Raw genomic sequence first — 23,759 nt, 5'->3', positions numbered from 1 at the left:
GTGGTAGCGGTCTAATAGAAAACCTGAGTTAAATATACTCCCCATTTTTATAAGCTATTTAGCCATATTCCCCAATAAATCATTGGGGATTTAAAAAATACATATAGGGAGTATCATTTTAATGATAGACAAATTGCAAACGTGTGGCGCTGCAATAAATCCTTTTCACCGATGGATCACCACCATTAGCGCCTTCGCTTCCGTCTTGCCAATATTGCGGATTGCGTGGTTCTTATCCGCCTCATACCGCGCTGTGCCGCCGACTTTGAGTTTTTTCTTGATACTGTCTACTTCTACTTCTACCTGACCATTGAGCAATGTCAAATGCTCGGTCGCACCGGGGTCATGTGAATTAGACACTAACGCACCGCCCGGAGCCAGGATCAGTTCATACCACTCATACTTACCTGCCAGTTCCATCGGGCCTAAAATTTTTAACACATAACCCGCGTGTTCACCTGGCAAAGTTGGTGTCTCATGCGGTTCCAGCATACGGATGACATCGACCTTGGGCGCTTCGGCTGACAGCAATTCGGCAATACTGACGCCTAGTGCATTCGCCAGCCGCCACGCAACGGCAATCGTGGGATTGGCTTTTTCTCTCTCTATTTGTGACAGCATCGATTTAGAAACACCGGCTGTACGCGATAAATCGTCCAGCGTCAGACCACGCTCCAGACGCATTCTTTGCAAAGTAGCGCCTACTTCTGGCGGCGTATTACTCAAAATTTTTTTCATATTGCCTCTTGCATAGTTGAACAAGCACAGATAATATCCACTATATCGAACTTTAGTTCTTCATATCGAATATTTTAATTATTTGAAAACATCTTACCAGAGCATTACGATGGGTGGGTTAGTTTTAAATCCAGGATTTGCATAAACTTGTTCCAGCAGTATTGCTGAAGCGATCTTGTGTAAGTCCTGAAAAGTCATAACATAGTTTTACACAGCCACCAGGAGCCAAACATGAGCGACATCACCGACACATCCAGTAAACAATCATTTTTTAGCGGTCTAAGCCAGAACTTGGATGGCCTGCGCGAACAAGGCTTATATAAACCGGAACGGGTGATTGCGTCGCGTCAGGGTGCCGAAGTCACTTGTGATGATGGTCGCCAACTGATTAATTTGTGCGCCAATAATTATCTGGGCTTGTCTGGTGACGAAGCGATGGTGCAGGCATCAATCAAAGCGACCGAACAATATGGCTATGGCTTATCCTCAGTCCGTTTTATCTGCGGCACACAAACGGTACATAAACAATTAGAGCGTGCGATTGCTGATTTTCTGGGTACTGAAGATACGATTTTGTATGCGGCGGCGTTTGATGCCAATGGCGGTGTATTCGAGCCTTTGTTTGATGAGAATGATGCGATTATTTCTGATGCTCTGAACCACGCATCCATCATCGATGGTATCCGTTTATGTAAAGCCGCCCGCTTCCGTTATGCCCACAACGATATGGCGGATCTGGAAGTTCAATTGCAAGCTGCGGCAAGCAAACGTCATCGCGTGATTGTGACCGATGGGGTGTTCTCAATGGACGGCACGATTGCCCAGCTCGACAAAATCTGTGATCTGGCCGACAAATATGATGCCTTGGTCATGATTGATGAGTGTCACGCCTCGGGCTTTATGGGAGCAACAGGTCGCGGTACACATGAGCATCACAACGTCTTAGGTCGCATCGATATCATCACCGGTACATTGGGCAAAGCCTTAGGTGGTGCGATGGGTGGATTCACCGCAGCGCGTAAAGAAGTGATCGACACCTTGCGTCAAAAATCCCGTCCTTATTTATTTTCTAATACCTTAGCTCCATCCATTGCAGGTGCATCGCTGGCGGTGCTGGAACGCTTATCGACTTCTACTGAATTGCGAGATCGCTTGCATGCCAATACTGCACACTTCCGTCGTGAAATTGCAGCGCTCGGATTCACTATCAAACCCGGCACACATCCTGTCGTACCAGTGATGTTATTCGATGCTCCAGTAGCACAAAAATTTGCTGCGCGTTTGTATGAATTGGGTATCTTAGTTACTGGTTTCTTTTATCCGGTGGTACCGATGGGTCAGGCACGCGTACGAGTGCAATTATCCGCAGCGCATACAACAGAACAACTCGATACCGCCCTCGCCGCCTTTGCGCAAGCAGGCCGTGAACTTGGTTTAATTTAATAAAGGACAGCACATGGAACGTATTTTAGTCATCGGCGCGAATGGTCAAATCGGTAGTGAACTGGTTGAAGCATTAGCCACACAATATGGCGCAGACAATGTCATTGCGGCAGATATCAGCCCTAACAGTTTGTATGGCGCAAAAATCTATGAAGTCATCGACGTGTTAAACACAGCCCGTCTTGCAGAGGTCGTAGAAAAATATACCGTGACTCAGGTGTACCAACTGGCTGCATTATTATCTGCCACAGGCGAGCAAGCACCGTTAAAAGCCTGGACCTTGAACATGGATGGCTTGCTGAATATTTTAGAACTGGCACGTATCCGAGGTGAAGCGGGTAAACCTTTAAAAATATTCTGGCCGTCCTCCATCGCTGCATTTGGTCCTAACACGCCAGCCGTCAACACACCGCAATATACGGTGATGGACCCAAGTACGATTTATGGCATCAGCAAATTAGCGGGTGAGCGTCTGTGCGAATATTATTTCCAAAAATATGGTGTTGATGTTCGTAGCATTCGTTATCCAGGCATCATTAGCTACAAGTCGCCACCGGGCGGCGGCACGACTGATTATGCGATTGCGATTTTCCACTCCGCTTTGCGTGGTGAATCTTATGAATGCTTCCTGGAAGCTGAGACAACATTGCCGATGATCTATATGCCTGATGCGATCCGGGCGACGATTTCTTTGATGGATGCACCTGCCAGCAAACTTTGTATACGTTCTTCTTACAATGTCGCTGGTTTAAGCTTCAATCCACGGGAATTGGCCCTTGCAATCAAACAAAATTTGCCCGACTTTGACATACACTACGCGCCAGATAGCCGCCAGGCGATTGCCGCTACTTGGCCACAGAGCCTTGACGACAGTGCCGCCCGCAAGGATTGGGGATGGCAGGCAGAGATCGGCATGACACAATTAGTCAATGACATGTTGAAGAACGTAAAGATCAGCACTGGAGCACAAGCCCAGGCTGCATAAAAATTTTTGAGACAAAGTGAGGTTTGGTATGGACATGCGTGTATTTGATTTATTTAAAATAGGTGTAGGTCCATCCAGCTCACATACCGTCGGCCCGATGCTTGCGGCGCGGCGGTTTTTACTCGAATGTCCTGAATTATTTAAAGTCAGTAAAGTACAAGTTGCCTTATACGGTTCGCTAGCGTTAACGGGGCATGGTCATGCCACTGACAAAGCAGTATTACTCGGCCTGATGGGCGAGACACCGCAAGATGTGATTCCCGATACGATTGAAGATAAATTGACTGCGCTCGCAAGCAGCGGCAGTATGAATTTGCTGGGGGAGTATCCCGTCAAGTTTGACATGATGGACGACCTCTTATGGCGCAAACAAGAAGTTTTGCCAGGACACCCAAATGGCATGCGCTTTACCTTGACGCGTAACGATGGCACTAGCTGCGATCAGGTCTTTTACTCTACTGGTGGTGGTTTTATTTCGACTGAGGCAGAGTTGCTGCAATCGGCCAACGCGGATAATGATCACGCCACGTCCTCCCGACCTTTTCCATTCGGCACAATGGCAGAGTTATTGGCACACGGTCAGCGCACTGGGCTGTCCATTGCCGCGATGCTGCGGGCGAATGAGATCACCCATTGCAGCGATGCAGAACTCGATACAGGTATCGATAAAATCTGGGCTGTAATGAAGGGATGCATCTCACGCGGCTTGCAAATCTCAGGTGAATTACCTGGCGGTTTGCACGTGAAACGACGTGCAGCAAAATTGTGGCGCAGCGCCAATGAAAGTGCGGACGTTTTACCACATGACGGCATGCATAAAGTCAGCTTATATGCGATGGCGGTAAACGAAGAAAATGCTGCAGGCGGTCGCGTCGTTACCGCCCCTACCAATGGTGCCGCGGGTATTATCCCAGCTGTATTGCGCTATTACGCAGAAGACTGCAAACCAAGTAATCCAGAATTAGGTATCCGCAATTTTATGTTAGTTGCTTCGGCAATCGGCATGCTTTGTAAGAAAAACGCTTCTATTTCTGGAGCAGAAATCGGTTGCCAGGGCGAAGTCGGCGTAGCCTGCGCCATGGCTGCTGCCGGGCTCACCGCAGCGCTGGGCGGCACTAATGAACAAATCGAGTCGGCAGCCGAAATTGGTATCGAACATCACCTAGGCATGACCTGCGACCCGATCGGCGGCCTGGTACAAATCCCCTGCATAGAACGCAACGGCATGGGTGCAGTTAAAGCGATTACAGCAGCATCACTGGCGCTCAGAGGCGATGGCACGCATCATGTCAGCCTCGATCAAGTAATAGAAACCATGCGACAGACCGGCGCGGACATGCAAACTAAATATAAAGAAACCTCACTCGGTGGTTTGGCTGTGCATGTCATCACAGTCAATCATGCTGCCTGCTAATTGCGGTACTCTGCTCTGCGACTATTGTTTTATTGCACTCATTAAGATGTGACCTCTGCGACCCGCATTTGCAACATCACACTGTGCTTAACAGCTATACCAGCATAGAAAAACTATACAACTAAACCTACACAAATAAACTTACTTTAGTCAATGAAGAAGCAGAATCAGATCCTGCTTCTTCATCGAGCTTATGCAAGTCTTATGCAAGTCGAGTAGGTCTTAGTAAATATCCTTGACTATATACTCCCCATAAAATTTCTCCAAAACCCTCTATTGTCCAATCTTTACCTGGACAATTAATATATACAGGTAGAGAGTATATTTTTAACTCTGGTCTGAATGGATTTGCTCTGTTCTCTTTTTTAACGATGAAATATAAATACGTTATCCAAAAAATAATCAAAGTTGCAGTTAAATGAAATGGGTATACGCTTAGTTATATAACTTAGCCACATCACTTAGTTTTTATCGCTTAGCTTTGTAATCTTCGATCAGGAGTACGCCATGTCATACAAGACCATACTCGTCCATGTGGATGAATCCAACCGCTCCCACCTGAGAATCCAGGTCGCGGCCGAACTTGCGATTGCAGAAAATGCTCACCTGATTGGTACTGCCGTGACTGGCGTATCGCGTTTTATCTACCAGGATGGCAACATCAGTATGGGTGACCCTAACTTAGTGATTCATTTAAACTTGCTACGTGAGCGTGCAGAAAAAGCTATTTCTGGTTTCAATAAAAGTATGCAGGAATCTGGTGTGCAATCTTTTGCCAGCATGATTGCCAATGACGAGGCTGGTGGTGGCATTGGCTTGCAAGCACGTTACAGCGATCTGGTCGTGATCGGACAAACTAATAATGATGAGCCATCGCCATCGGTTTTACCTGATTTTCCAGAATACATCATCATGAACTCTGGACGTCCTGTGCTGATCATTCCCTACACGGGTGATTTCACGTCAGTAGCAAAGCGTCCGCTTATTTCATGGGACGCCAGTCGCGAATCGACGCGCGCTGTGACTGATGCAATCCCACTGCTCAAGCGGGCAGAATTAGTACAAGTGGCGATCTTCAATCCCAAGTCCACACCCGACGCACATGGAGAGCAACCTGGTGCAGATATCGCTCTGTATCTGGCTAGACATGGCATCAAAGTTGAAGTGTCAGTACATAAAACATCTACTGATATCGGCAATGCGGTGCTGTCGCTGGCACATGATCTGGACAGTGATTTACTGGTGATGGGTGGTTATGGGCACTCGCGCTTCCGCGAGATGATTATGGGTGGCGTAACCAGAACCATTCTTAAAAGCATGACTATTCCTGTGCTAATGTCGCACTAAGCTACACTGAGGCGTACGAACATTTTTTTATAATGCGTCATTCATGCGTTGTTCACGTTTAATTTAGACCTTGTAAGAAAAGTGATTTATGTCTATTTCGGCACTACAAACTGGTCTGTCAGGACTTCAATCTTATCAACGGGCACTGGATAGCTCGGCTCACAATATTGCAAACGCCAATACGAATGGCTTCCAACCCCAGCAAGTACAATTTCAGGAAGCCACAAACGGCGGGGTAAATAGTAGTATTACCAGCTTTAGCAATAGCTCGGGAGCTACCGCGCCAAGCGCCCCTAGTGGTACCGACCTCGCCACTGAACTTGTACAGTCTTTAGAATACAAAGCGGGCTTCGATTTTTCAGCCAAGATCGTTAAAACTGCTGATCAAGTTTTAGGAACATTGATCAACATTACTGCTTAACTTTGAAATAATATTACCGATTTTTAATTTACAACCAGAACCAAGAAACTAACATAGCCCGACTAAGCATAATAAGTATGCGAAATAAATGAATGTAATAAGTAAGTATAAAACCAGGCAATAAAAAAGCACCGCGAACGGTGCTTTTTTATTGAGCAAAATATTTTATTCAGTAGCGTTAGAAACAGGCGCAGAAATCAAAGACTTATTGATCGTTACTTTACCCTTTTGCTTCAAAGCTTCTATATAAGAATAAACATCTTGCTGCGCCAAAGCATCAGACAATTGCTGTTGCTCAGATTTACGTCTTGCTACATCAACCGTGCCAGCAGTGACCTTGCCAATACGGTAGATCGTATAACCAGCACCGGGAACATCAATACCGACAAACGCGGGTAATTTTTGGACATCCGCTTTCATCACCTCAGCAAACGCCGCTGGAGATATCTCTGGATTCTTCAAACGAGAAAACACTTTTACATCTGAAAAACCAGCTGTGCTATCAGCGGCTTTCAAGGACTTCAATTTATCTTCGCCTGCTTTTTTCGCCAGCGCCACAGATTCAGTTTGAGTGACACGGGCAACGATCAACGCTTTAACTTCATCAAAAGGACGTTTGCTTGCTGCTTTATATTCAACAATACGTCCTGAAATCAAGGTACTCGGGGCTACTTCTACTGCTTCAGTATTATGTTTTTTCTTGATGACATCATCAGAAAAAATTGCTTTTAAAAACTTAGCATTATTAAATAAAGCTGTCGCTGGCAAAGCTGGATTTGGCTGACGCGTCAACGATGATACTATTTCGATTTTTAATTTAAGTTTGTCAGCAACATCTTTCAAACTATCGGATTGCTCATACACGGAGTTTGTAAAAGTCTCGGCTGCATCTGCATAAATTTTTGCTGCTTTTTGTTTTTTGATCTCAGCAGTAATCTGAGGTTTAACTTCATCCAAAGACTTTACGCTGGCAGGCTTTATCGCAGTCAGCTGGATAACGTGATAACCGAAATCTGTCTGTACCACATCACTGATATCACCCTGCTTCAATTTAAAAGCCGTATCCTCAAAAGCCTTCACCATAGCGCCTTTGCCAAAAAAATCTAAATCGCCACCACGTTCTGCAGAACCCGGATCTTGAGAATTTTCTTTCGCTAACTTCGCAAACAATTCAGGATTCTTGCGCAAGCTTGCTAGCAAACCTTCGGCCTTTGCTTTGGCCGCTGCTTTATCAGCAGCGCTGGCGTCTTTCTTAGTCGAAATCAAGATGTGGCTGGCACGACGTTGCTCTTCAGTTGAGTACGCTTTTTTATTTTGTTCATATAGTGCTTGCACTTCCGCGTCTGTCACGGTGATTTGCGAACTCAGTGCATCGGTATTCAACACAACATATTCTGCTTTGATCGACTCAGGAATTTCAAATTGTGCAGCATTTTTTTCGTAGTACGCTTTTAAGGCTTCATCAGTAATTTTTACTTGAGCAGCAAAATCACCTGATTGGAAATTCAAAGCCTGGACTTCACGCTCTTGCTCATTGATCGCAGAAAAACGCTCGGCAACTGTCTTAGGTACAAACGCAGTTCCCTGCACTGCCGTCAACAACTGCTGCAAAGACATATCTTGACGCAAACGCTCCTGATACATCATCGGCGTCATACCTTGCGCCGCCAATAGTGTTTTGTATCTCTCATTGTCAAAACTACCGTCGGCTTTGGTTAAACCAGGCGTAGCAATAATTGTCTGCTGCAAAGTTTGATCTGCCACACTCAAATGCTGGCTAGTCAGCTCAGCCGTTAAGGCTTTACGGGAAATCAATTCATCCAAGATCGATTGACGTGCTTCTGGCGTGTTAAGTAATTTGGAGTCAAATTGAGCACCGTAGGTTTGGCGCAGACGTTCGAGCTGATCACGCTGTGCTGCATCAAACTCTTGCTGACTAATCGGCTGCCCAGCTACGGTAGCAACCGCATCACTCGCGCCGCGTGAACTTGTATAACTTTGCAATCCAACAAATGCGAACGACGGAAAAATAATGAGCAGCAAGAGAAACTGCATCAAGCGTTGGTGTGTACGAATATACTCAAACATGGTCAACCGATCACTCTGACAAACTGTTACCGAATATGAAAAAAGGTGAACTGATGTTCACCTTTTAAATTTTGGTGGATTGCACGGAACTAGCTAAAAACTGAATCCGTCTCAACGACCGCCATCATAATCAAGGACTTAGTAACAGCATTAATAAAAAGTAACAGAAAAAGTATTTTAGATTCTGTTATTACTGTTAAACGACTGCAGATTTTATCAGTGTTTCAATGATTCTTGTGCTCCAGTCATAAAAAAAGCACCTGATAACGCATTTTTATTATTAATTTGAAATTATAAAACTCAGTTGCTTATTTTTGAATTGTATTCAGTTGAATGCAGTCCAAGATATGCCAGGAAAAAGTTCGGATACTAACAAAGTCAAAAAGCAAAAAAGCCCTTAAATATCAAGGGCTTTTTCATAAAACTGGCGGAAGGTGTGAGATTCGAACTCACGGAGGACTCTCATCCTCGCCAGTTTTCAAGACTGGTGCATTCAACCGCTCTGCCAACCTTCCAAGCCCAATATTATAGCTGCATTTTATGGCTTTGAGACATTTTTCTTCGTAAGGGTTATTGTTAATCTTGGCCACTATGTAAATTACACAACAAACCGAAAATCACTTGAAAGCATTTGGGTTAATTGATCGGGGCTGACTGGGCGAGAAAACAGATATCCTTGAATTTCGTCACAGCCCGCATTTTTTAGAAAAGAGAACTGCTCCCAGTTCTCGACCCCTTCTGCGATCACTTTATGTCTAAGCTTTTTTGCCATGCTGATAATGGCATCGGCAATTGCGCAATCATCATTGTCTGTTGGTATTCCTTGGATAAATGATCGGTCAATCTTCAACGTATCGATAGGAAACCGCTTTAGGTAAGACAAGCTAGAGTAACCTGTACCGAAATCATCTAGAGATAAAGTCACACCTAAAGCGGTGATCTCGTCCATGATGGTGATAACGCTTTCGGCGCTCTGCATCAGCATACTTTCAGTGATTTCTAACTCTAGCCAAGATGGTGCAATTTGATAAAACGATAGGGCTTGGCGCACTCGACTTGGCAGGGTAGATGTAAATTCTTTTGCGGAGACATTGACAGCGATACGCAAAGGAGAAATATGTAAATCCTGCCATTTTCTGGCTTGCTCACAGGCTGTTTCTAGCACCCACGCATCAATCTGTAAGATCAGTCCTGTTTCTTCCGCAATTGGAATAAACTCTGCTGGAGAAATCAATCCCCTTTTAGGATGATTCCAACGAATTAATGCTTCGACACCAATCACTCGCCCAGTCGCAATATCGATTTTTGGTTGATAGAGTAAAGAAAATTCATCATGCTGCAATGCCCGGCGCATACCTGATTCCAGATATAAACGACCAGCAATAGTACGATTCATTTCATTATCGTAGAACGCGTAACTACCGCTAGCGCGTTCGGCGTTGCGCTTAGCCTTAAACATGGCAATGTCTGATCTCTGTAAAAGCTTGTCTGCCTCCATACCATCTTGCGGATACGTACTGATCCCGATGCTTGCTCCGATACGCAACTCCTGACCATCAATAAGGAAGGCATGATCTAAAGTTGATAATAATTTTTGCGCGACCAAACCTGCATGAAAATGCTGTGGGATTTCTAACAACGCAATTGCAAATTCATCGCTGCCCAAACGAGCGATCACGTCATTTTCGCGCAAGGCTACGCGAAATCGTTCTGCTACTTGTTTAAGTAATAAATCACCGATCGCATGTCCTAGAGTGTCATTAATTGGCTTAAAGCGATTCAGATCAATAAACAATAAAGCACCGATAGAGTTATTACGCTGAGACTGTAGCAATGCCTTATCAACTAATTTTTTAAACAAAGTGCGATTAGGTAAATCGGTCAGGAGATCGTAATAAGCCAGATGATTAATTTTCTCTTCTGCGTGCTTACGTTCAGTGATATCGCTTAAATAACCGATAATTCCCACAGGTTGAGTGTTGGCATCACACAATGGAGATAAGCTTAGACTGGCCCAAAAGACTTCGCCTGATTTTTTGCGACGGCGAACTTCCATCTGACGGCCGCCTTGCTCCAAAAAAGAATCAAACAAGCGCAGGCCGTCTAACTCTTCATCTTCATATAAAAATAAAATATTCCTGCCGATGACTTCGTTTGCACTGTAACCAAACAGCACTTCTGCGCCACGGTTCCAACTGATAATAAATCCTGCCAAATCCATGGTGATGACGGACTCATGAATTTGATCGAGAATTTGCGATTGCTGTAATTGGGTTTCTGCTGAGGCTTTATAACGTTGGTCCAGTTGTGCTTTAGAGGCAAATAAATGCGCCGTCAATTCGGCTAGTTTATTGAGCTTTGCGACATCACTTTCATTATAAATTCCGTTTTTGCCGCTCAGAACATAAAACGCTTCTGCTGATACAGCGCACTGCAACTGTTGAACATTGCTCACATCCGCCGCGGACCTCACTTGCTGAACGTAAGCAGCATCTGACGTATTGAAAATGGCCTGAACAATCCGCGTCAACTCGGTCTCTAAAGAATGGCCGTCCAGGCACAACACGGCCTCACCCAAGGCCGCGCCCAGACTCAGATCATTATCCAGATCAATGTTTAGATTACCCGTGTTCGCGCGTGACTTCATCTACATGTCCTGACAAACCTGATTAACCCAAACATAAGCCTTGGTCAGGCTGTCGTAATACATCTCTGCATCAAGACCAATTTTTTGTAATGTTGCAACATCAAGATTGGCGGTGATGCGGTCTGCCTGAGTAACGAGTTGCAGTTGCGCGCCCATAACACCCTCGTGATTTAACAGGGCGGCCAACACATCATCGATCAAATTCAATGGCAATAAAATTTCAGCTAGGGGGCTTCCAAATAAGGTATCCAGTAAAGAGAACATACCGACCATGAAAGCACTATCTTGCTGATCTCTGTTGCCGCCATTTTTTTGGCAAATCACTTCCATCAAACTGGCGCGAAATGCAGCGCGCAACATCAGAGGATTAAGTGCGCCCCCATTATCATGAGGACGGGCATACAACAGTAACTGCAACCATCGTTGTAATTGCCGCCGCCCGAGCAAATTAATGGCCTGCCCAAAGCTCGATACTTTGACTGTCTGCGCAAATGCGGCAGAACTAACCATCTTAAACAACATAAACGACAAGGTGGTGTCTTGCTTAAATAGCTCCTCCAGTTCGCGTGACTCTGCATCGCGAGATACTAATCCGAGCAATTTCAATAAACGGGTTCTGGCAGTTGCGTCGCCTGATTTATTATTCGGCGCAGGATGAAAGGCATAGTCGCCGCAAAACGAGCTAAATCCCATATCGGATGCTGCTTGCAATTGTGCTGCTGTATTCACATTTTTAGCGATATGCAGACCCTTGCTTAAACTCGCTAGCCAAGGCTTTATTGATATGGGCATGCCAGCGGTGCAATCGACACAAACAGTACTAGATCCATCCCAGACTAACGTAGTCTGAGAAGCAAAATCGTCAACGACAATTTGCACACCTTTAGACACTAAATAGTTCAGTTTGGTTTGCGCATCAGGACTATTACAACTTGCCTCTGGAATGCACAAAATAATTTTTGAGGCGGCAATACGAGTATCAATATCTGCTGGTAATGCAATGACGTCATCGATAGGCAGAAGGAGCGACAGCGAGGATAACTGATCAAAAAAATCACTACTTTTAAAGTAATGTAATAACTGCAAAGAATTTGCAAGGACAGCGGTATCAAAATGAACGCTCAAAGCAACCAGTTGCTGCTTGTTGTTAACGATCGGAGTCAGTGGAGAAATTGGTAACGTCAGGCCAGTCGCATTGGTCATATAAACAATTTTTGATCTTAGTTGGATTTTCTATTTGCTTTCTGCTGCCTGATCTTACGAAAACTGATGCAATGAGGTTTTAGCTCTTTGCAAAAAAACATTTTTACATAAGTCGTAAGCAGCTTTAAATACTAAGTTGAAAATTAATCAATTGCAATATTATTTAACGTTTTACTTTAAGTATTACTCTAGTGTTGTTCTAAGTAAGCCATGAATAAGACTGTTTTCACAACAGTGAGCTTGTAATAACCCTAAAGCATGCGAATAAAGAACAATCAGCTGTCGCGATCACTCTTGGTCTTTTAAAAACAAGGTCTGTAAATCATTTAAAAACCGTCGCCCCAACTCGGTTGGACGGACGTACTGATGATCCCGGGTAATCAATCCTTTTTGCTCTGCTATCGATAACTCCTTTTCAAGATCATTAAGTAAAAGACCTGTACGTTCATTGAATAGATTGACGGCAAAACCTTGATTTAGTCGTAAAGCGTTGAGCATAAATTCAAAGCCCATTTCATGGCGCTGTATCTCAACGCTTTCTTGCACAGCTGCTCCGCGCAGACTCTCTTCCATATAGGTTTTTGGTTGCTTATAACGGACTTGTCGCACCACTTTATGAGGGAAAGAAAGTTTGGAATGGGCGCCAGCACCGATACCCAGATAGTCGCCAAAGTTCCAGTAATTCAAATTATGACGTGATTCTTTACCTGGCTTAGCATAGGCAGAGACTTCGTAATTACCATAACCAGCTTGCGTCATTTTGGCCTGGATCAAATCCTGCATTTCTGCGCTCAGATCATCGTCGGGTATCACTGGCGGGAATTTAGCGAAGTAGGTATTCGGCTCCAGCGTCAGATGGTAGAGCGATAAATGTGGCGGTGCGCAGGCAATCGCGGTTTCGACATCGGACTTTGCCTGCTCCAAGGTTTGCCCTGGCAGTGCAAACATCAGATCAAGATTAAAATTATCAAAATATCGTTGTGCGATATCGATAGCGCGCCTAGCCTCATCGCCATCATGAATGCGCCCCAGCGATTGCAGATGCCGTGAATTAAAACTCTGAATACCAATCGATAAACGGTTGATACCGCTTTGGCGATAAGAGCGAAACTTTTCAGCCTCAAACGTCCCCGGATTGGCTTCCATTGTAATTTCAGCCGCGCCGTCAATTGGCAACAGCGTTCTGACATCCGACATCAGGCGATCCAAACCTGCTGCCGACATCAGACTAGGCGTGCCGCCACCAATAAAAATGGTGTAAATCTTACGCCCCCAAATCAGAGGCAAGGCCGCCTCTAAATCAGCACGTACGGCGTCCAGATAAAGGGCTTCATCAAAACTACTTTTTACCTCGTGCGAATTGAAGTCGCAGTAAGGACACTTCTTGACACACCAAGGAAAATGGATATATAGCGATAGTGGGGGCAGACTAGTAAAATTAAACTGTCCTGCTCCCAAAAAATGACTAACGACATCTTGCGGCACGGAAGAAAGATCGATGGTTTTTTTCTTAGGCGTCAGTAGTTGAATAGGCTTAATCGGGATCATCGTAACTTCTCTAGCAGCACACGCAAAGCTTGCCCGCGATGCGACCATTGGCTCTTTTGTTCGGGACTGAGTTCTGCCACTGTTTTACCTAAATCCGCTATCCAAAAATGCGGATCATAGCCGAAACCATTATTACCTTTTGGCTCTGCCACGATCTCGCCATGCCAAAGCCCATCTGCAATGACCGGCTGCGGATCATGTTCTGAACGCACGTAAACCAGCACGCAATAGTAATAAGCCGACTTGTCGTTTGAGGTGGCAAGCTGGCTGATCAAGTGCGCGTTATTGCGCTGATCGGATTTAGGTTCACCTGCAAACCGGGCAGAAAACACACCGGGCGCACCTTGTAGCGCATTTACACAAATCCCTGAGTCGTCGGCTAAAGCGGGCAAACCCGTCAATTTGGCAGCGTGCCTAGCTTTGGTGAGGGCGTTTTCAATAAAGGTGAAATACGGTTCTTCAGCCTCGGGCACATCAAATTCAGATTGCGCGCGCAGTGTGATGCCTAGTGGCGACAATATGTGGAAAAACTCTTTGAGTTTGCCTTGATTATTCGAGGCTAAGACAATTTTTTTGGCATTCATTTTACGATTTTTTTACTAAGATAAAACATCTTCAGAGGAGGGTCTGATAACATTTAAATCGGAGGTGCGAGCAATTCTAAAAAATATACTCATCATGAGTATATCTTAATCGTCCAGATAATTACTGGACAATAAGGCATATTCTATAAAAATAAGGGGGAGTATATTAAATCTCCCTCTATATTTACATCAATAAAATCGAGACTCCGCTGACTATAACAAGCCTAATACCTGTTTCTGCAATGCGATTAAATCCGTAATACCTTCATGCGCTAAATCGAGCAAACAATCCATGGTAGCGCGATCAAATGCCACACCTTCAGCCGTGCCTTGCACTTCAACAAACTGACCTTGGTCTGTCATGACGACATTCATATCGGTGTCGCAAGAAGAGTCCTCGGGGTAGTCCAGGTCTAACACGGGCATCCCTTGATACACACCGACAGAAATCGCTGCCACAAAATGTTTGACCGGCACGGCGGCAATCGCACCGCGCTCCACCAGTTTTGAAAAAGCATCATAAGCCGCCACCATGGCGCCGGTGATCGCGGCCGTACGTGTACCGCCATCGGCTTGAATTACATCGCAATCGATATGCAAGGTGCGCTCACCAAAGGCCTCCAGATCGAACGCTGCGCGTAAGGAACGACCAATCAGGCGCTGTATCTCTTGCGTGCGTCCGGATTGCTTGCCTTTGGCGGCTTCACGATCCATGCGAGTATGTGTTGAACGCGGCAGCATGCCATATTCAGCAGTCATCCAGCCCTGCCCTTTACCTTTTAAAAAACCAGGCACTTTATCTTCAATACTAGCGGTACAAATAACACGCGTATCTCCAAACTCAATCAATACCGAACCTTCGGCATGTTTGGTGAAGTGACGATTAATGACGACAGGACGCAGGGCATTGGCCGAGCGTCCGCTAGGACGATTTGATTGAGGCATAGTAGTAAATAAAAATTGAGTGAAATTTAAGAAAATATATAACTAGGATTAAGGCCAAGTTAGCGACAAATTCCATCAGGGCTTGGTTGTCACGCGAGACGATTTATGAATTGCGTTGCGGATTTCTGCAATCGCCTTTTCTATTTCCACCTCATTAAACGCGTCGGCCTCGGCATTGTCTGCCTCGCCAGGTGGTGGTGCTTGTATCGTCGTTGTGACTGAGCCTATAGGCAAAGTATTAGTGGAGATAATCGAGGAATCTTCAAGCTTATCATCGCCTTCCCACATCATCACCAATGCGGTCACATTATCGCTTTGTTTGCCAGCGATATCGACGGCAGACCGAATCAATTCCGGTACAGCCCGCACGATCGTGTGGTCGTTCAAACGTTGCGCGAGCATATGATCTGGCAGTACCGACCATAAACCATCTGAACACAAAAACAGCAGGTCACCAGCTTGCAATGTCGCTCTGCGCGATAGCTCCACAATCGGCGCATTTGGCGCACCTAAGCAGTTAAATAGCTTATTACGATCAGGATGAGTATGGCGCTCTGACGGATCAACCTTGCCTTGTGCGATCAATGTCTCGAGCCGTGAATGATCCTTGGTACGCAATAGGATTTGCCCTTGGCGCATCCAGTACAAGCGCGAATCGCCGCAATGCGCCCAGTAAGCATAGCCATTTTGAATCAGGCAGGCAACGATTGTTGTGCGTGGTGTTTCGGGCAGATTGTGCATCTCTCGATAGCGATGTATTTCTTGGTGCGCAGCGAAAAAACTGTCTTCCAAAAACCGCTCCGGCCGTCCTATCATTGGGTGGGCATTTTGCTGGAATAAATTACCGATTGTTTGCATCGCAATCGTCGCTGCCATTTCTCCCATAATGTGACCGCCCATACCGTCGGCCAGCAGCAACAGGATGACATCACGGGTAAAGCTATAACCCATACGATCCTGATTGACCTTACGGCCACCGATATGACTTTCTTGATAGACAGAGAAACGCATGAGGTATCTAGTGTAATTACTATTGTTTAGGTTGAAAATTACAGCAAACAAAAAATATCTGCTGCTCAAACCGATTAAAAACATATCAATATTATTGCGAAAAACGACTATACCTACCCCAGGGTATTGTCCTGTATTGTGGTGTCGTCATTGAGAGTCTTTCTTTTTTTCCCCGCAGCAAACAAGGCTGTAAGTTTGACCTTCGTTTTTTCAAATACGCTTAGTTCTTTTTGCGGCTGCTTTTGCAGTTGCAAAGCTTTTTGCAAAGCGAACACGCTTTGTGGACGTTCCAGCGGATCCATTTTCAAACACCAGCGCACTACTTCGATCAATTCTGGAGAATACAAACCGTCCAGCTTGCGGTAGTGGTTTTCCATCTTATCGCCACTTTTACGCTGATCTGAAGGTTGTGGTGGCGCACCAACCATACATGCAAAAATGGATGCGCCTATGCTATAAATATCCGTCCACGGACCAAGATTACCATTTTTAGAATATAACTCTGGAGCAGCAAAACCTGGGGTGTACATTGGATATAGCTTTGGTAAATCTGTTTTTAAGGTTTGGCGCGCCGCACCAAAATCCAACAAAATTGGCGTTCCATCAAGACGTAAATAGATATTGGCTGGCTTCAAATCCAAATGTAGTAATTTATTGGTATGCACCTCACGCAGTCCATTCATCACATGGTTAAACATGCGACGAATAAAGCGCTCAGATACCAACGGTTTCTCGCCTTTGTCGCGGCGACGCAAGATATGTTCTTGTAGCGACCGGCCCGATTCGTAGGCCATCACCATATAGACTGTCTCATTCGCACGGAAAAAATTGATCACGCTAACGACATTAGGATGTGCGATGCGCGCCAGTGCCCGACCTTCCTCAAAAAAACATTTAAGACCAATACGATAAATCGGCAGATTTTCTGACGAAATGGAGGGCACCAATTCACCTTGCTGTCGCAAAGCTAAAGAGCTGGGTAAATATTCCTTGATAGCGACGGCATTACCGTCTTCATCAGACGCCAGATAAACAATACTAAACCCGCCAGAGGCAATTTTCTTTACAATGCGGTATCCAGCAATCTCAAGACCGTCCGGCAAGGGTGCGTTATTTTGTGCGGCCATATCGTCCTATATCCATTTATATAAAGGATTGTGTTGATGTTTGGTGATTTTGTAAAGGATATAGATAAAGCAAATACAGTGGTTGCCACATTAGCGATGCTTGGTTAGCCTCGTAACTATTCTAGTTAGTGTGTGTAAATAACGCTCAAGTCAACATCGGACAGATCACCTCTGACTAGCCATCCCTCTACTTTGCTGGCTGCGCTCTAACTCTGTTCATCAATATCAAAAAAACCGCAAAATCCAAATCATTAACATCTACACAAAATTGTGTCCGCAACATACAGTAGCAAAAATAGCCCGAATCTCGAACAAGGCAAGCAAACGGCGCCATCCAGGTTCTGCGTAAGCTTTATAATAAAATTAGATGTCCGTCCAGAAACATACAGCATACCAAGGAAATAACGTGAGTATTTATAGCATGACAGGCTACGCCGCCAGCACCCAAGAAACCGATGCCGGCACGATTACTATCGAAATCAAGAGCGTCAACTCGCGTTTTTTAGATTTACAATTTCGGATTAACGATGATTTCCGCTCGGTAGAACCACTCTTCCGCGAAGCGATTTCCCGCAAATTAAGCAGAGGAAAAGTGGAATGCCGCTTCAGTTTTGGCAAAAAAACCAGTAGCGGTAATGCCAAAGCCTTGAATGCAGAGGTTTTATCGCAAATAGCTCAGTTCCAGGCCAGCATCCTTCAACAATTTCCCAATGCGGCACCGCTGACCAGCAATGAGTTACTGCGCTGGCCCGGCGTGATTGAAGAAGCAGAAATTAATGCGGAGGCTTTGCAATCCGTGATTACTAGCGGGATCAGCTCCACGCTGGATGCCTTTATTACTAGCCGTGAGCGTGAAGGTACGGCACTAGCACTGGTGCTTACCGACAGGATTGAGGCGATGGAGGCAATTGTGCTGCGAATCACCCCGCTGGTACCGCAAGTTGTTCAGCAATTCCAACAAAAAGCCACAAGTCGCATGGAAGAAGCGCTAGGTTTGGGCCAGCACGTGGGTAACGCCAGCAACCAAAGCATCACCCGGGAAGAAGCACTGGATCGTGTTCGCCAAGAAGTAACGCTTTATGGCATCCGCATTGATGTCGCAGAAGAACTGGCTCGCTTATCTGCTCACCTGACAGAAACCAGACATATTTTAAAAAAAGGCGGACAAGTCGGCAAACGTCTGGACTTTATGATGCAAGAGTTAAACCGAGAGGCAAATACGCTGGGATCAAAAGCCGCCCTCAAAGAACTGGCCGATGCCTCAATGGAATTAAAATTACTGATAGAGCAAATGCGTGAGCAAGTTCAGAACCTTGAGTGACTTTTAATGAATTTTACTATTTACATATACTGCCACCTGTATATTTTTATGTCCATATGATTACTGGGGATTAAGGTCGCTTTTACCATATACCCCCACTATTTTAATCATTTTATTAAGTAAATTCAGTGAGCCATTATGCAAACATCCACCACAACATCAGGTAGCCTGTTTATGGTTGCAGCACCATCGGGTGCTGGTAAATCAACCTTGGTAAATGCCTTGCTGGCACAAGAGCCAGCAATTAAGCTCTCGATTTCCTACACGACTCGCCCACCACGCCCGGGTGAACAAGACGGACGGGAATACCATTTCACCTCAGCAGAAGACTTTCTAAAGCGAAAAGCACAAGGAGAATTTCTAGAGTCAGCCGAAGTGCATGGAAATTACTATGGCACCTCCCGGATTATGATCGAGCGTCAAATGCAAGCTGGCACCGATATTTTGCTAGAAATTGACTGGCAAGGAACACAACAAGTTAAACGGCAATTCCCTGACGCGGTACGGATTTTTATCCTCCCGCCATCGATTCCTGCACTGGAAGAGCGGCTAAAAAAACGGGGACAGGACGAACCGCATATCATTACCAGACGTATTCTAGCTGCCGGCGGCGAAATGGCGCACGCGCCTGAGTTCGAATATGTTATTATTAATCAAGAGTTTGCAACGGCATTAGCAGAATTAAATGCCGTTGTTAAAGCGACTCGCTGTCGCTTTGCACAGCAAGCAACCCGCAATGCAGCGCTGTTTGCCCAATTGGGCATTCATGCCAATTCATAATAGAAGGAAAAAAGATGGCACGTATTACAATTGAAGACTCACTGAAAAATATCCCTAACCGTTTTCAACTGACGCTCTGTGCGACTTATCGCGCGCGCCAACTGTTGCAAGGTCATACTCCAAAAGTAGACTCAAAAGACAAACCAACCGTAATCGCTTTGCGTGAAATCGCTGAAGGCAAAATCGGTATCGAAATGTTGAAAAAAGTACCTGGTTAATTCTGTTCAGAACGACACCATGAAGCGGCTTGGAGCCGGGAACCTGACAGAATGAATCTTACTGAAACTAATTCTTCGCTCCCCGCCTCCGCTGCTGAGAAAGTAATCTCACGACGGGTTGTATCCACAAGTTCATCTGCAACACCCTCTGCAAGTTCTTCCAAAAAAAATATCGCTCCTGCCTCATCCTCCATAGCAGAAACACCTGCACCACGCGCACCTGTTGCTGGCGTCGCATCGATCACTGACTTAACCAATCGTCTTGCAGAATATCTATCGCCTGCTGATCTTAAATTGGTCAAAGAAGCGTATCGCTTTTCCGATGAGATGCATCTTGGGCAAATCAGAAAATCTGGTGAACCCTATATCTCGCATCCCATTGCGGTAGCGGAGATTTGCGCCGAATGGAAGTTGGATGTACAGGCCATCATGGCTGCGCTGCTACATGATGTGATGGAAGATCAGGATGTAAAAAAAGAAGAACTGATAGAGCGCTTCGGTGCCCCGGTGGCCTCCTTGGTCGATGGCTTATCCAAACTGGAAAAAATTGAATTCCAGAGTCAGATAGAAGCGCAGGCAGAAAACTTCCGCAAAATGTTGTTGGCGATGGCGCGCGACGTACGCGTGATCTTGGTTAAGCTTGCCGATCGCTTGCACAATATGCGCACGCTAGGTGCGATGCGGCCAGAAAAGCAGCGCAGAATTTCAGGCGAAACGATGGAAGTATATGTGCCAATCGCACATCGTTTGGGTTTGAATAATATTTATCGTGAACTACAAGATTTAGCGTTTGCGCATCTCTACCCGATGCGCTACCGCACTTTATCAAAAGCAGTAAAAGCAGCACGCGGTAACCGACGCGAAGTCGTCAACAAGATTATGGAAGCAGTCAAAACAGCGCTTAAAGACGCTGGATTAAATGCGCAGGTATATGGCCGCGAAAAAACGCTGTATGGCATTTATCGCAAAATGCACGACAAGCACCTGAGTTTTTCTCAAGTGCTTGATGTATATGGTTTTCGTATCGTTGTCGATAATTTCCCTAATAGCTATTTTGCGCTGGGGACTTTGCACGCGCTGTACAAGCCGATGCCGGGTAAGTTTAAAGACTACATCGCCATTCCCAAAACGAATGGCTATCAGTCCCTGCATACAACCTTGATCGGCCCATACGGTACGCCGGTGGAATTCCAAATCCGTACTCAAGATATGCACCACGTTGCAGAATCTGGAGTGGCTGCGCATTGGCTGTATAAAAATGAAGAAGGCAGTCTGACAGATCTGCAACAGCGTACACATGCATGGCTGCAATCGTTGCTGGATATTCAAAAACAAACCGGTGATTCAGCAGAATTTTTAGAACATGTGAAGATCGACTTGTTTCCTGATTCGGTCTACGTCTTCACACCAAAATCAAAAATTATTGCGCTGCCGCGAGGTGCGACAGCACTGGATTTTGCGTATAACATCCATACAGATATTGGTGATCAGGCAATCGCCACACGCATAAATCATGAACCAGTGCCGTTACGATCTGAGTTAAAAAACGGCGATATCGTTGAAATTATTACTTCGCCAAATTCGCGCCCCACACCGAACTGGCTAACATATGTGCGGACAGGTAAAGCACGATCCGCAATACGTCATTATCTGCGTACCATCAACCTCAATGAGTCCACTGAACTAGGTAAACAATTGCTGTCGCAAGCACTACTGGATGTTCACCTCAATCCAGTGTTACCTTCCAGCTTAATTGAAAAATTACTCAATGAATCCACGGCCAAAACTCTGGATGAAATATATACCGATATTGGCATAGGCAAACGTATGGCAGCGCTGGTAGCGCGTCATATATTAGATTTGGTTGAAGACGATTCGTCATCGATTCCATTTCAAGAACTGGCTGGAGAAAAATCCGGCAAACGCGATCCTGTCATCATTTATGGCAGTGAAGGTATTTCAGTACAACTGGCGCCATGTTGTATGCCGATTCCGGGTGACGGCATTATCGGACAGCTCAAGCGCGACCAAGGATTGGTTGTTCACACAGACGACTGTGAAAATGCCAAACGCATGCAAGTCAAAGAACCAGATCGTTGGATTGATGTCAGTTGGGGAGATGAATTAAACCGTCGCTTTGACAGCCGCATTGTCGTCATGGTGAATAACGAACGCGGTGCGCTGGCAAAAATTGCAGCTGAAATTGGTGAATGCGATGCCAACATTAGCCATGTCAGCATAGAAGATGGTCAAGCCAACGATATGACCAATATCCATTTCACGATACAAATAGAAGATCGCATCCACCTGGCTCGCATGATGCGCAATATCAAGCATCTGGCGGGCGTTACCAAAATATGGCGAGAGCGCGGTTAAGTACATAGCCAATTGCGCGACTAACAATTGTGTGACTAAGTTAAAGCGACCATATTGCGCAAGCTCTCGACACTTCCTACCGCTCGTTCTGAGCTTGATACCAACTACCAAGCAACGATCTTATAAAAATTTAGCAGAACTTACAGAAATTCTCCGGATTCAATTACTCCGGATACTGCACGTCGGTAATCGTTAACTCGTCCACACCAGCAGGTGTCCGCAATGTAACGGTATCACCTGTTTTGAACTTGGTTAATGCCCGTGCAACTGGCGATACCCAACTAATTCTCCCCGCCAGCGGATCAAACTCATCAACGCCAACGATAGTAATTGTAAGCTCCTCGCCATGTTGATTTTCGTAGGTGACGGTGGCACCAAAAAATACTTGATCCAAGCCATGATGCACTCTGGGATCAACGACCTCTGCCAAATCCAAACGCTTGGTTAAAAACCGTATGCGTCTATCAATTTCACGTAACCGACGCTTACCATAAATATAGTCCCCGTTTTCAGACCGGTCGCCATTCGATGCAGCCCAATGGACAATATTCACTACCTCAGGTCGTTCTACATCCATGAGATGCAAAAACTCTGCCTTCATTTTTTGATGTCCGTCTGGCGTCATATAATTTTTTACGCCAGCAGGTATTTCAGGCATGCCAAATTCCTGATCGTCGTCCTGCTCAGTTTCTTTTACAAATGCTTTATTCATCTTTCTATTGTAACGGACTTAGGTAAAATTCTTCTGCTCTAACTACCACAGCAACATTAAGCCTTATAGAATAGGGTGGATACACTCTCTTCGTTTAGAACTAGCCCTACAAGGTCCATGCATGACAGATACCACCGCAATTAAACTTATCATCGTCGACGATCATGCAGTTATACGAGAAGGTCTAAAGCAAATTATTGGTAGCACCGAAGATATCGTCGTCGTTGGCGAGGCAGAAAACGGATTTGATGCCATTAAACTGTCACGACAGCTTGAGTACGACATTATGTTGTTAGATATTTCTCTACCAGATAAAAATGGCATTGAAGTCCTGAAACAAATCAAAAAAGAATCTCCACAAATATCCATTTTGATGTTTTCCATCCACCGAGAGGATCAATATGCGGTGCGCTCCCACAAATCCGGTGCTTCCGGCTATTTAAATAAGCAAGCCAGCGCAGATGAAATTCTGCGTGCGATACGACAACTAGCGTCGGGGCTTAAATATATTAGTCCAGAACTAGCGCAAGAAATGGCAAATAATTTAAATCAAGAGTACGAAGGTGAGCTGCATAAGACTTTATCCGACCGTGAATTCCAGACCATGACCATGATCGCCTCCGGTAAAAACGTCAGCGATATCGCACGGGAACTATCACTATCCGTAAAAACCATTAGCGAGTATCGCGCAAGAATATTACTTAAAATGAAACTACGCCATAACGCTGAATTGACTCACTACGCGATTAAGAATCAGCTGGTCGAATAAGCTAAAGAATTAAAGTCTTTTCACACAGGAATTGTACAAAACTCCATCTTAAAAATAAACTTGATTCAAAATTAGAATAAAA

The 23,759-nt window shown here is 45.2% G+C and carries 20 protein-coding genes and 1 tRNA gene; 10 read left to right on the top strand and 11 right to left on the bottom strand.

The genetic code is table 11. From position 1 onward, the window contains the following. Positions 1-165: 165 nt before the first annotated feature. A complete protein-coding gene (locus RGU72_RS02625; RefSeq protein WP_322118250.1) occupies positions 166-738 on the bottom strand; it encodes an XRE family transcriptional regulator in 573 nt (190 codons plus the stop codon). A gap of 231 nt (positions 739-969) precedes the next feature. Here RGU72_RS02625 and kbl point away from each other — a divergent pair, with 231 nt between their 5' ends. From kbl to RGU72_RS02600, 5 genes are all read left to right on the top strand, one after another. Beyond that, complete coding sequence (kbl, locus tag RGU72_RS02620) at positions 970-2,181, top strand: glycine C-acetyltransferase (RefSeq protein WP_322118249.1); 1,212 nt, start codon at positions 970-972, stop codon at positions 2,179-2,181. 13 nt (positions 2,182-2,194) lie between these two features. Continuing rightward, positions 2,195-3,166 (top strand): NAD-dependent epimerase/dehydratase family protein, encoded by a 972-nt coding sequence (locus tag RGU72_RS02615; RefSeq protein ID WP_322118248.1) that lies wholly within the window; start codon positions 2,195-2,197, stop codon positions 3,164-3,166. Between the two features lie 28 nt (positions 3,167-3,194). After that, positions 3,195-4,580, top strand: coding sequence for an L-serine ammonia-lyase (locus RGU72_RS02610; RefSeq protein ID WP_322118247.1), 1,386 nt, complete (start codon positions 3,195-3,197; stop codon positions 4,578-4,580). 507 nt (positions 4,581-5,087) lie between these two features. After that, positions 5,088-5,927 carry a universal stress protein gene (locus RGU72_RS02605; RefSeq protein ID WP_322118246.1) on the top strand — a complete coding sequence of 280 codons (840 nt, stop codon included), beginning with the start codon at positions 5,088-5,090 and terminating at the stop codon, positions 5,925-5,927. A gap of 88 nt (positions 5,928-6,015) precedes the next feature. After that, positions 6,016-6,348: a flagellar basal body rod C-terminal domain-containing protein gene (locus tag RGU72_RS02600; RefSeq protein WP_322118245.1), complete on the top strand. Its 333-nt coding sequence runs from the start codon at positions 6,016-6,018 to the stop codon at positions 6,346-6,348. 165 nt (positions 6,349-6,513) lie between these two features. On the opposite strand, the gene RGU72_RS02595 is transcribed toward RGU72_RS02600, so the two are convergent. The 9 genes from RGU72_RS02595 to RGU72_RS02555 form a co-directional block, all read right to left on the bottom strand. Further along, positions 6,514-8,436, bottom strand: a complete 1,923-nt coding sequence (locus RGU72_RS02595) for a SurA N-terminal domain-containing protein (RefSeq protein WP_322118244.1) — start codon at positions 8,434-8,436, stop codon at positions 6,514-6,516. A 425-nt stretch (positions 8,437-8,861) separates the two neighbouring features. After that, positions 8,862-8,951, bottom strand: a tRNA-Ser gene (locus RGU72_RS02590). 83 nt (positions 8,952-9,034) lie between these two features. Further along, positions 9,035-11,083 carry a putative bifunctional diguanylate cyclase/phosphodiesterase gene (locus tag RGU72_RS02585; protein WP_322118243.1) on the bottom strand — a complete coding sequence of 683 codons (2,049 nt, stop codon included), beginning with the start codon at positions 11,081-11,083 and terminating at the stop codon, positions 9,035-9,037. Then, positions 11,084-12,286, bottom strand: coding sequence for an EAL and HDOD domain-containing protein (locus tag RGU72_RS02580; RefSeq protein ID WP_322118242.1), 1,203 nt, complete (start codon positions 12,284-12,286; stop codon positions 11,084-11,086). Positions 12,287-12,574: 288 nt separating this feature from the next. Beyond that, complete coding sequence (gene hemW / locus RGU72_RS02575) at positions 12,575-13,834, bottom strand: radical SAM family heme chaperone HemW (RefSeq protein WP_322118241.1); 1,260 nt, start codon at positions 13,832-13,834, stop codon at positions 12,575-12,577. Beyond that, the gene (gene rdgB / locus RGU72_RS02570; RefSeq protein ID WP_322118240.1) at positions 13,831-14,418 is read right to left on the bottom strand and encodes an RdgB/HAM1 family non-canonical purine NTP pyrophosphatase; all 588 of its coding nucleotides are present in this window, start codon (positions 14,416-14,418) and stop codon (positions 13,831-13,833) included. Before rdgB ends, hemW begins: the two co-directional genes overlap by 4 nt. Positions 14,419-14,631: 213 nt before the next feature. Further along, positions 14,632-15,363: a ribonuclease PH gene (gene rph, locus RGU72_RS02565; RefSeq protein ID WP_322118239.1), complete on the bottom strand. Its 732-nt coding sequence runs from the start codon at positions 15,361-15,363 to the stop codon at positions 14,632-14,634. 75 nt (positions 15,364-15,438) lie between these two features. Next, positions 15,439-16,374 carry a PP2C family serine/threonine-protein phosphatase gene (locus RGU72_RS02560; RefSeq protein ID WP_322118238.1) on the bottom strand — a complete coding sequence of 312 codons (936 nt, stop codon included), beginning with the start codon at positions 16,372-16,374 and terminating at the stop codon, positions 15,439-15,441. A gap of 113 nt (positions 16,375-16,487) precedes the next feature. After that, positions 16,488-17,501 carry a serine/threonine-protein kinase gene (locus RGU72_RS02555; protein WP_322118237.1) on the bottom strand — a complete coding sequence of 338 codons (1,014 nt, stop codon included), beginning with the start codon at positions 17,499-17,501 and terminating at the stop codon, positions 16,488-16,490. A 421-nt stretch (positions 17,502-17,922) separates the two neighbouring features. On the opposite strand from RGU72_RS02555, the gene RGU72_RS02550 reads away from it, so the two are divergent. The 4 genes from RGU72_RS02550 to RGU72_RS02535 all read left to right on the top strand — a co-directional run bounded on the left by RGU72_RS02550 (position 17,923) and on the right by RGU72_RS02535 (position 22,196). After that, positions 17,923-18,822, top strand: a complete 900-nt coding sequence (locus tag RGU72_RS02550; RefSeq protein WP_322121550.1) for a YicC/YloC family endoribonuclease — start codon at positions 17,923-17,925, stop codon at positions 18,820-18,822. A gap of 138 nt (positions 18,823-18,960) precedes the next feature. Further along, complete coding sequence (gmk, locus tag RGU72_RS02545; RefSeq protein WP_322118236.1) at positions 18,961-19,602, top strand: guanylate kinase; 642 nt, start codon at positions 18,961-18,963, stop codon at positions 19,600-19,602. Positions 19,603-19,616: 14 nt separating this feature from the next. Next, positions 19,617-19,820 carry a DNA-directed RNA polymerase subunit omega gene (rpoZ, locus tag RGU72_RS02540; protein WP_322118235.1) on the top strand — a complete coding sequence of 68 codons (204 nt, stop codon included), beginning with the start codon at positions 19,617-19,619 and terminating at the stop codon, positions 19,818-19,820. Between the two features lie 51 nt (positions 19,821-19,871). After that, positions 19,872-22,196, top strand: coding sequence for a bifunctional (p)ppGpp synthetase/guanosine-3',5'-bis(diphosphate) 3'-pyrophosphohydrolase (locus RGU72_RS02535; RefSeq protein ID WP_322118234.1), 2,325 nt, complete (start codon positions 19,872-19,874; stop codon positions 22,194-22,196). A 163-nt stretch (positions 22,197-22,359) separates the two neighbouring features. Here RGU72_RS02535 and greB read toward each other — a convergent pair whose 3' ends face one another. Continuing rightward, a complete protein-coding gene (gene greB / locus RGU72_RS02530; RefSeq protein ID WP_322118233.1) occupies positions 22,360-22,908 on the bottom strand; it encodes a transcription elongation factor GreB in 549 nt (182 codons plus the stop codon). A 121-nt stretch (positions 22,909-23,029) separates the two neighbouring features. Between greB and RGU72_RS02525 the strand changes: the two genes are divergently transcribed. Beyond that, positions 23,030-23,677, top strand: coding sequence for a response regulator transcription factor (locus RGU72_RS02525; RefSeq protein WP_322118232.1), 648 nt, complete (start codon positions 23,030-23,032; stop codon positions 23,675-23,677). Positions 23,678-23,759: the final 82 nt, after the last annotated feature.

Source organism: Undibacterium sp. 5I1 (assembly GCF_034314085.1).
In the GTDB taxonomy this organism is placed as follows: Bacteria; Pseudomonadota; Gammaproteobacteria; order Burkholderiales; family Burkholderiaceae_D; genus Undibacterium.
This window is presented reverse-complemented; position numbering and strand designations above follow the sequence as displayed.

Bases quoted from the DNA above. Each gene is read 5' to 3' on its own strand.
- RGU72_RS02625 (WP_322118250.1), bottom strand. From the start codon at position 738: ATGAAAAAAATTTTGAGTAATACGCCGCCAGAAGTAGGCGCTACTTTG.
- kbl (WP_322118249.1), top strand. From the start codon at position 970: ATGAGCGACATCACCGACACATCCAGTAAACAATCATTTTTTAGCGGT.
- RGU72_RS02615 (WP_322118248.1), top strand. From the start codon at position 2,195: ATGGAACGTATTTTAGTCATCGGCGCGAATGGTCAAATCGGTAGTGAA.
- RGU72_RS02610 (WP_322118247.1), top strand. From the start codon at position 3,195: ATGGACATGCGTGTATTTGATTTATTTAAAATAGGTGTAGGTCCATCC.
- RGU72_RS02605 (WP_322118246.1), top strand. From the start codon at position 5,088: ATGTCATACAAGACCATACTCGTCCATGTGGATGAATCCAACCGCTCC.
- RGU72_RS02600 (WP_322118245.1), top strand. From the start codon at position 6,016: ATGTCTATTTCGGCACTACAAACTGGTCTGTCAGGACTTCAATCTTAT.
- RGU72_RS02595 (WP_322118244.1), bottom strand. From the start codon at position 8,436: ATGTTTGAGTATATTCGTACACACCAACGCTTGATGCAGTTTCTCTTG.
- RGU72_RS02585 (WP_322118243.1), bottom strand. From the start codon at position 11,083: ATGAAGTCACGCGCGAACACGGGTAATCTAAACATTGATCTGGATAAT.
- RGU72_RS02580 (WP_322118242.1), bottom strand. From the start codon at position 12,286: ATGACCAATGCGACTGGCCTGACGTTACCAATTTCTCCACTGACTCCG.
- hemW (WP_322118241.1), bottom strand. From the start codon at position 13,834: ATGATCCCGATTAAGCCTATTCAACTACTGACGCCTAAGAAAAAAACC.
- rdgB (WP_322118240.1), bottom strand. From the start codon at position 14,418: ATGAATGCCAAAAAAATTGTCTTAGCCTCGAATAATCAAGGCAAACTC.
- rph (WP_322118239.1), bottom strand. From the start codon at position 15,363: ATGCCTCAATCAAATCGTCCTAGCGGACGCTCGGCCAATGCCCTGCGT.
- RGU72_RS02560 (WP_322118238.1), bottom strand. From the start codon at position 16,374: ATGCGTTTCTCTGTCTATCAAGAAAGTCATATCGGTGGCCGTAAGGTC.
- RGU72_RS02555 (WP_322118237.1), bottom strand. From the start codon at position 17,501: ATGGCCGCACAAAATAACGCACCCTTGCCGGACGGTCTTGAGATTGCT.
- RGU72_RS02550 (WP_322121550.1), top strand. From the start codon at position 17,923: ATGACAGGCTACGCCGCCAGCACCCAAGAAACCGATGCCGGCACGATT.
- gmk (WP_322118236.1), top strand. From the start codon at position 18,961: ATGCAAACATCCACCACAACATCAGGTAGCCTGTTTATGGTTGCAGCA.
- rpoZ (WP_322118235.1), top strand. From the start codon at position 19,617: ATGGCACGTATTACAATTGAAGACTCACTGAAAAATATCCCTAACCGT.
- RGU72_RS02535 (WP_322118234.1), top strand. From the start codon at position 19,872: ATGAATCTTACTGAAACTAATTCTTCGCTCCCCGCCTCCGCTGCTGAG.
- greB (WP_322118233.1), bottom strand. From the start codon at position 22,908: ATGAATAAAGCATTTGTAAAAGAAACTGAGCAGGACGACGATCAGGAA.
- RGU72_RS02525 (WP_322118232.1), top strand. From the start codon at position 23,030: ATGACAGATACCACCGCAATTAAACTTATCATCGTCGACGATCATGCA.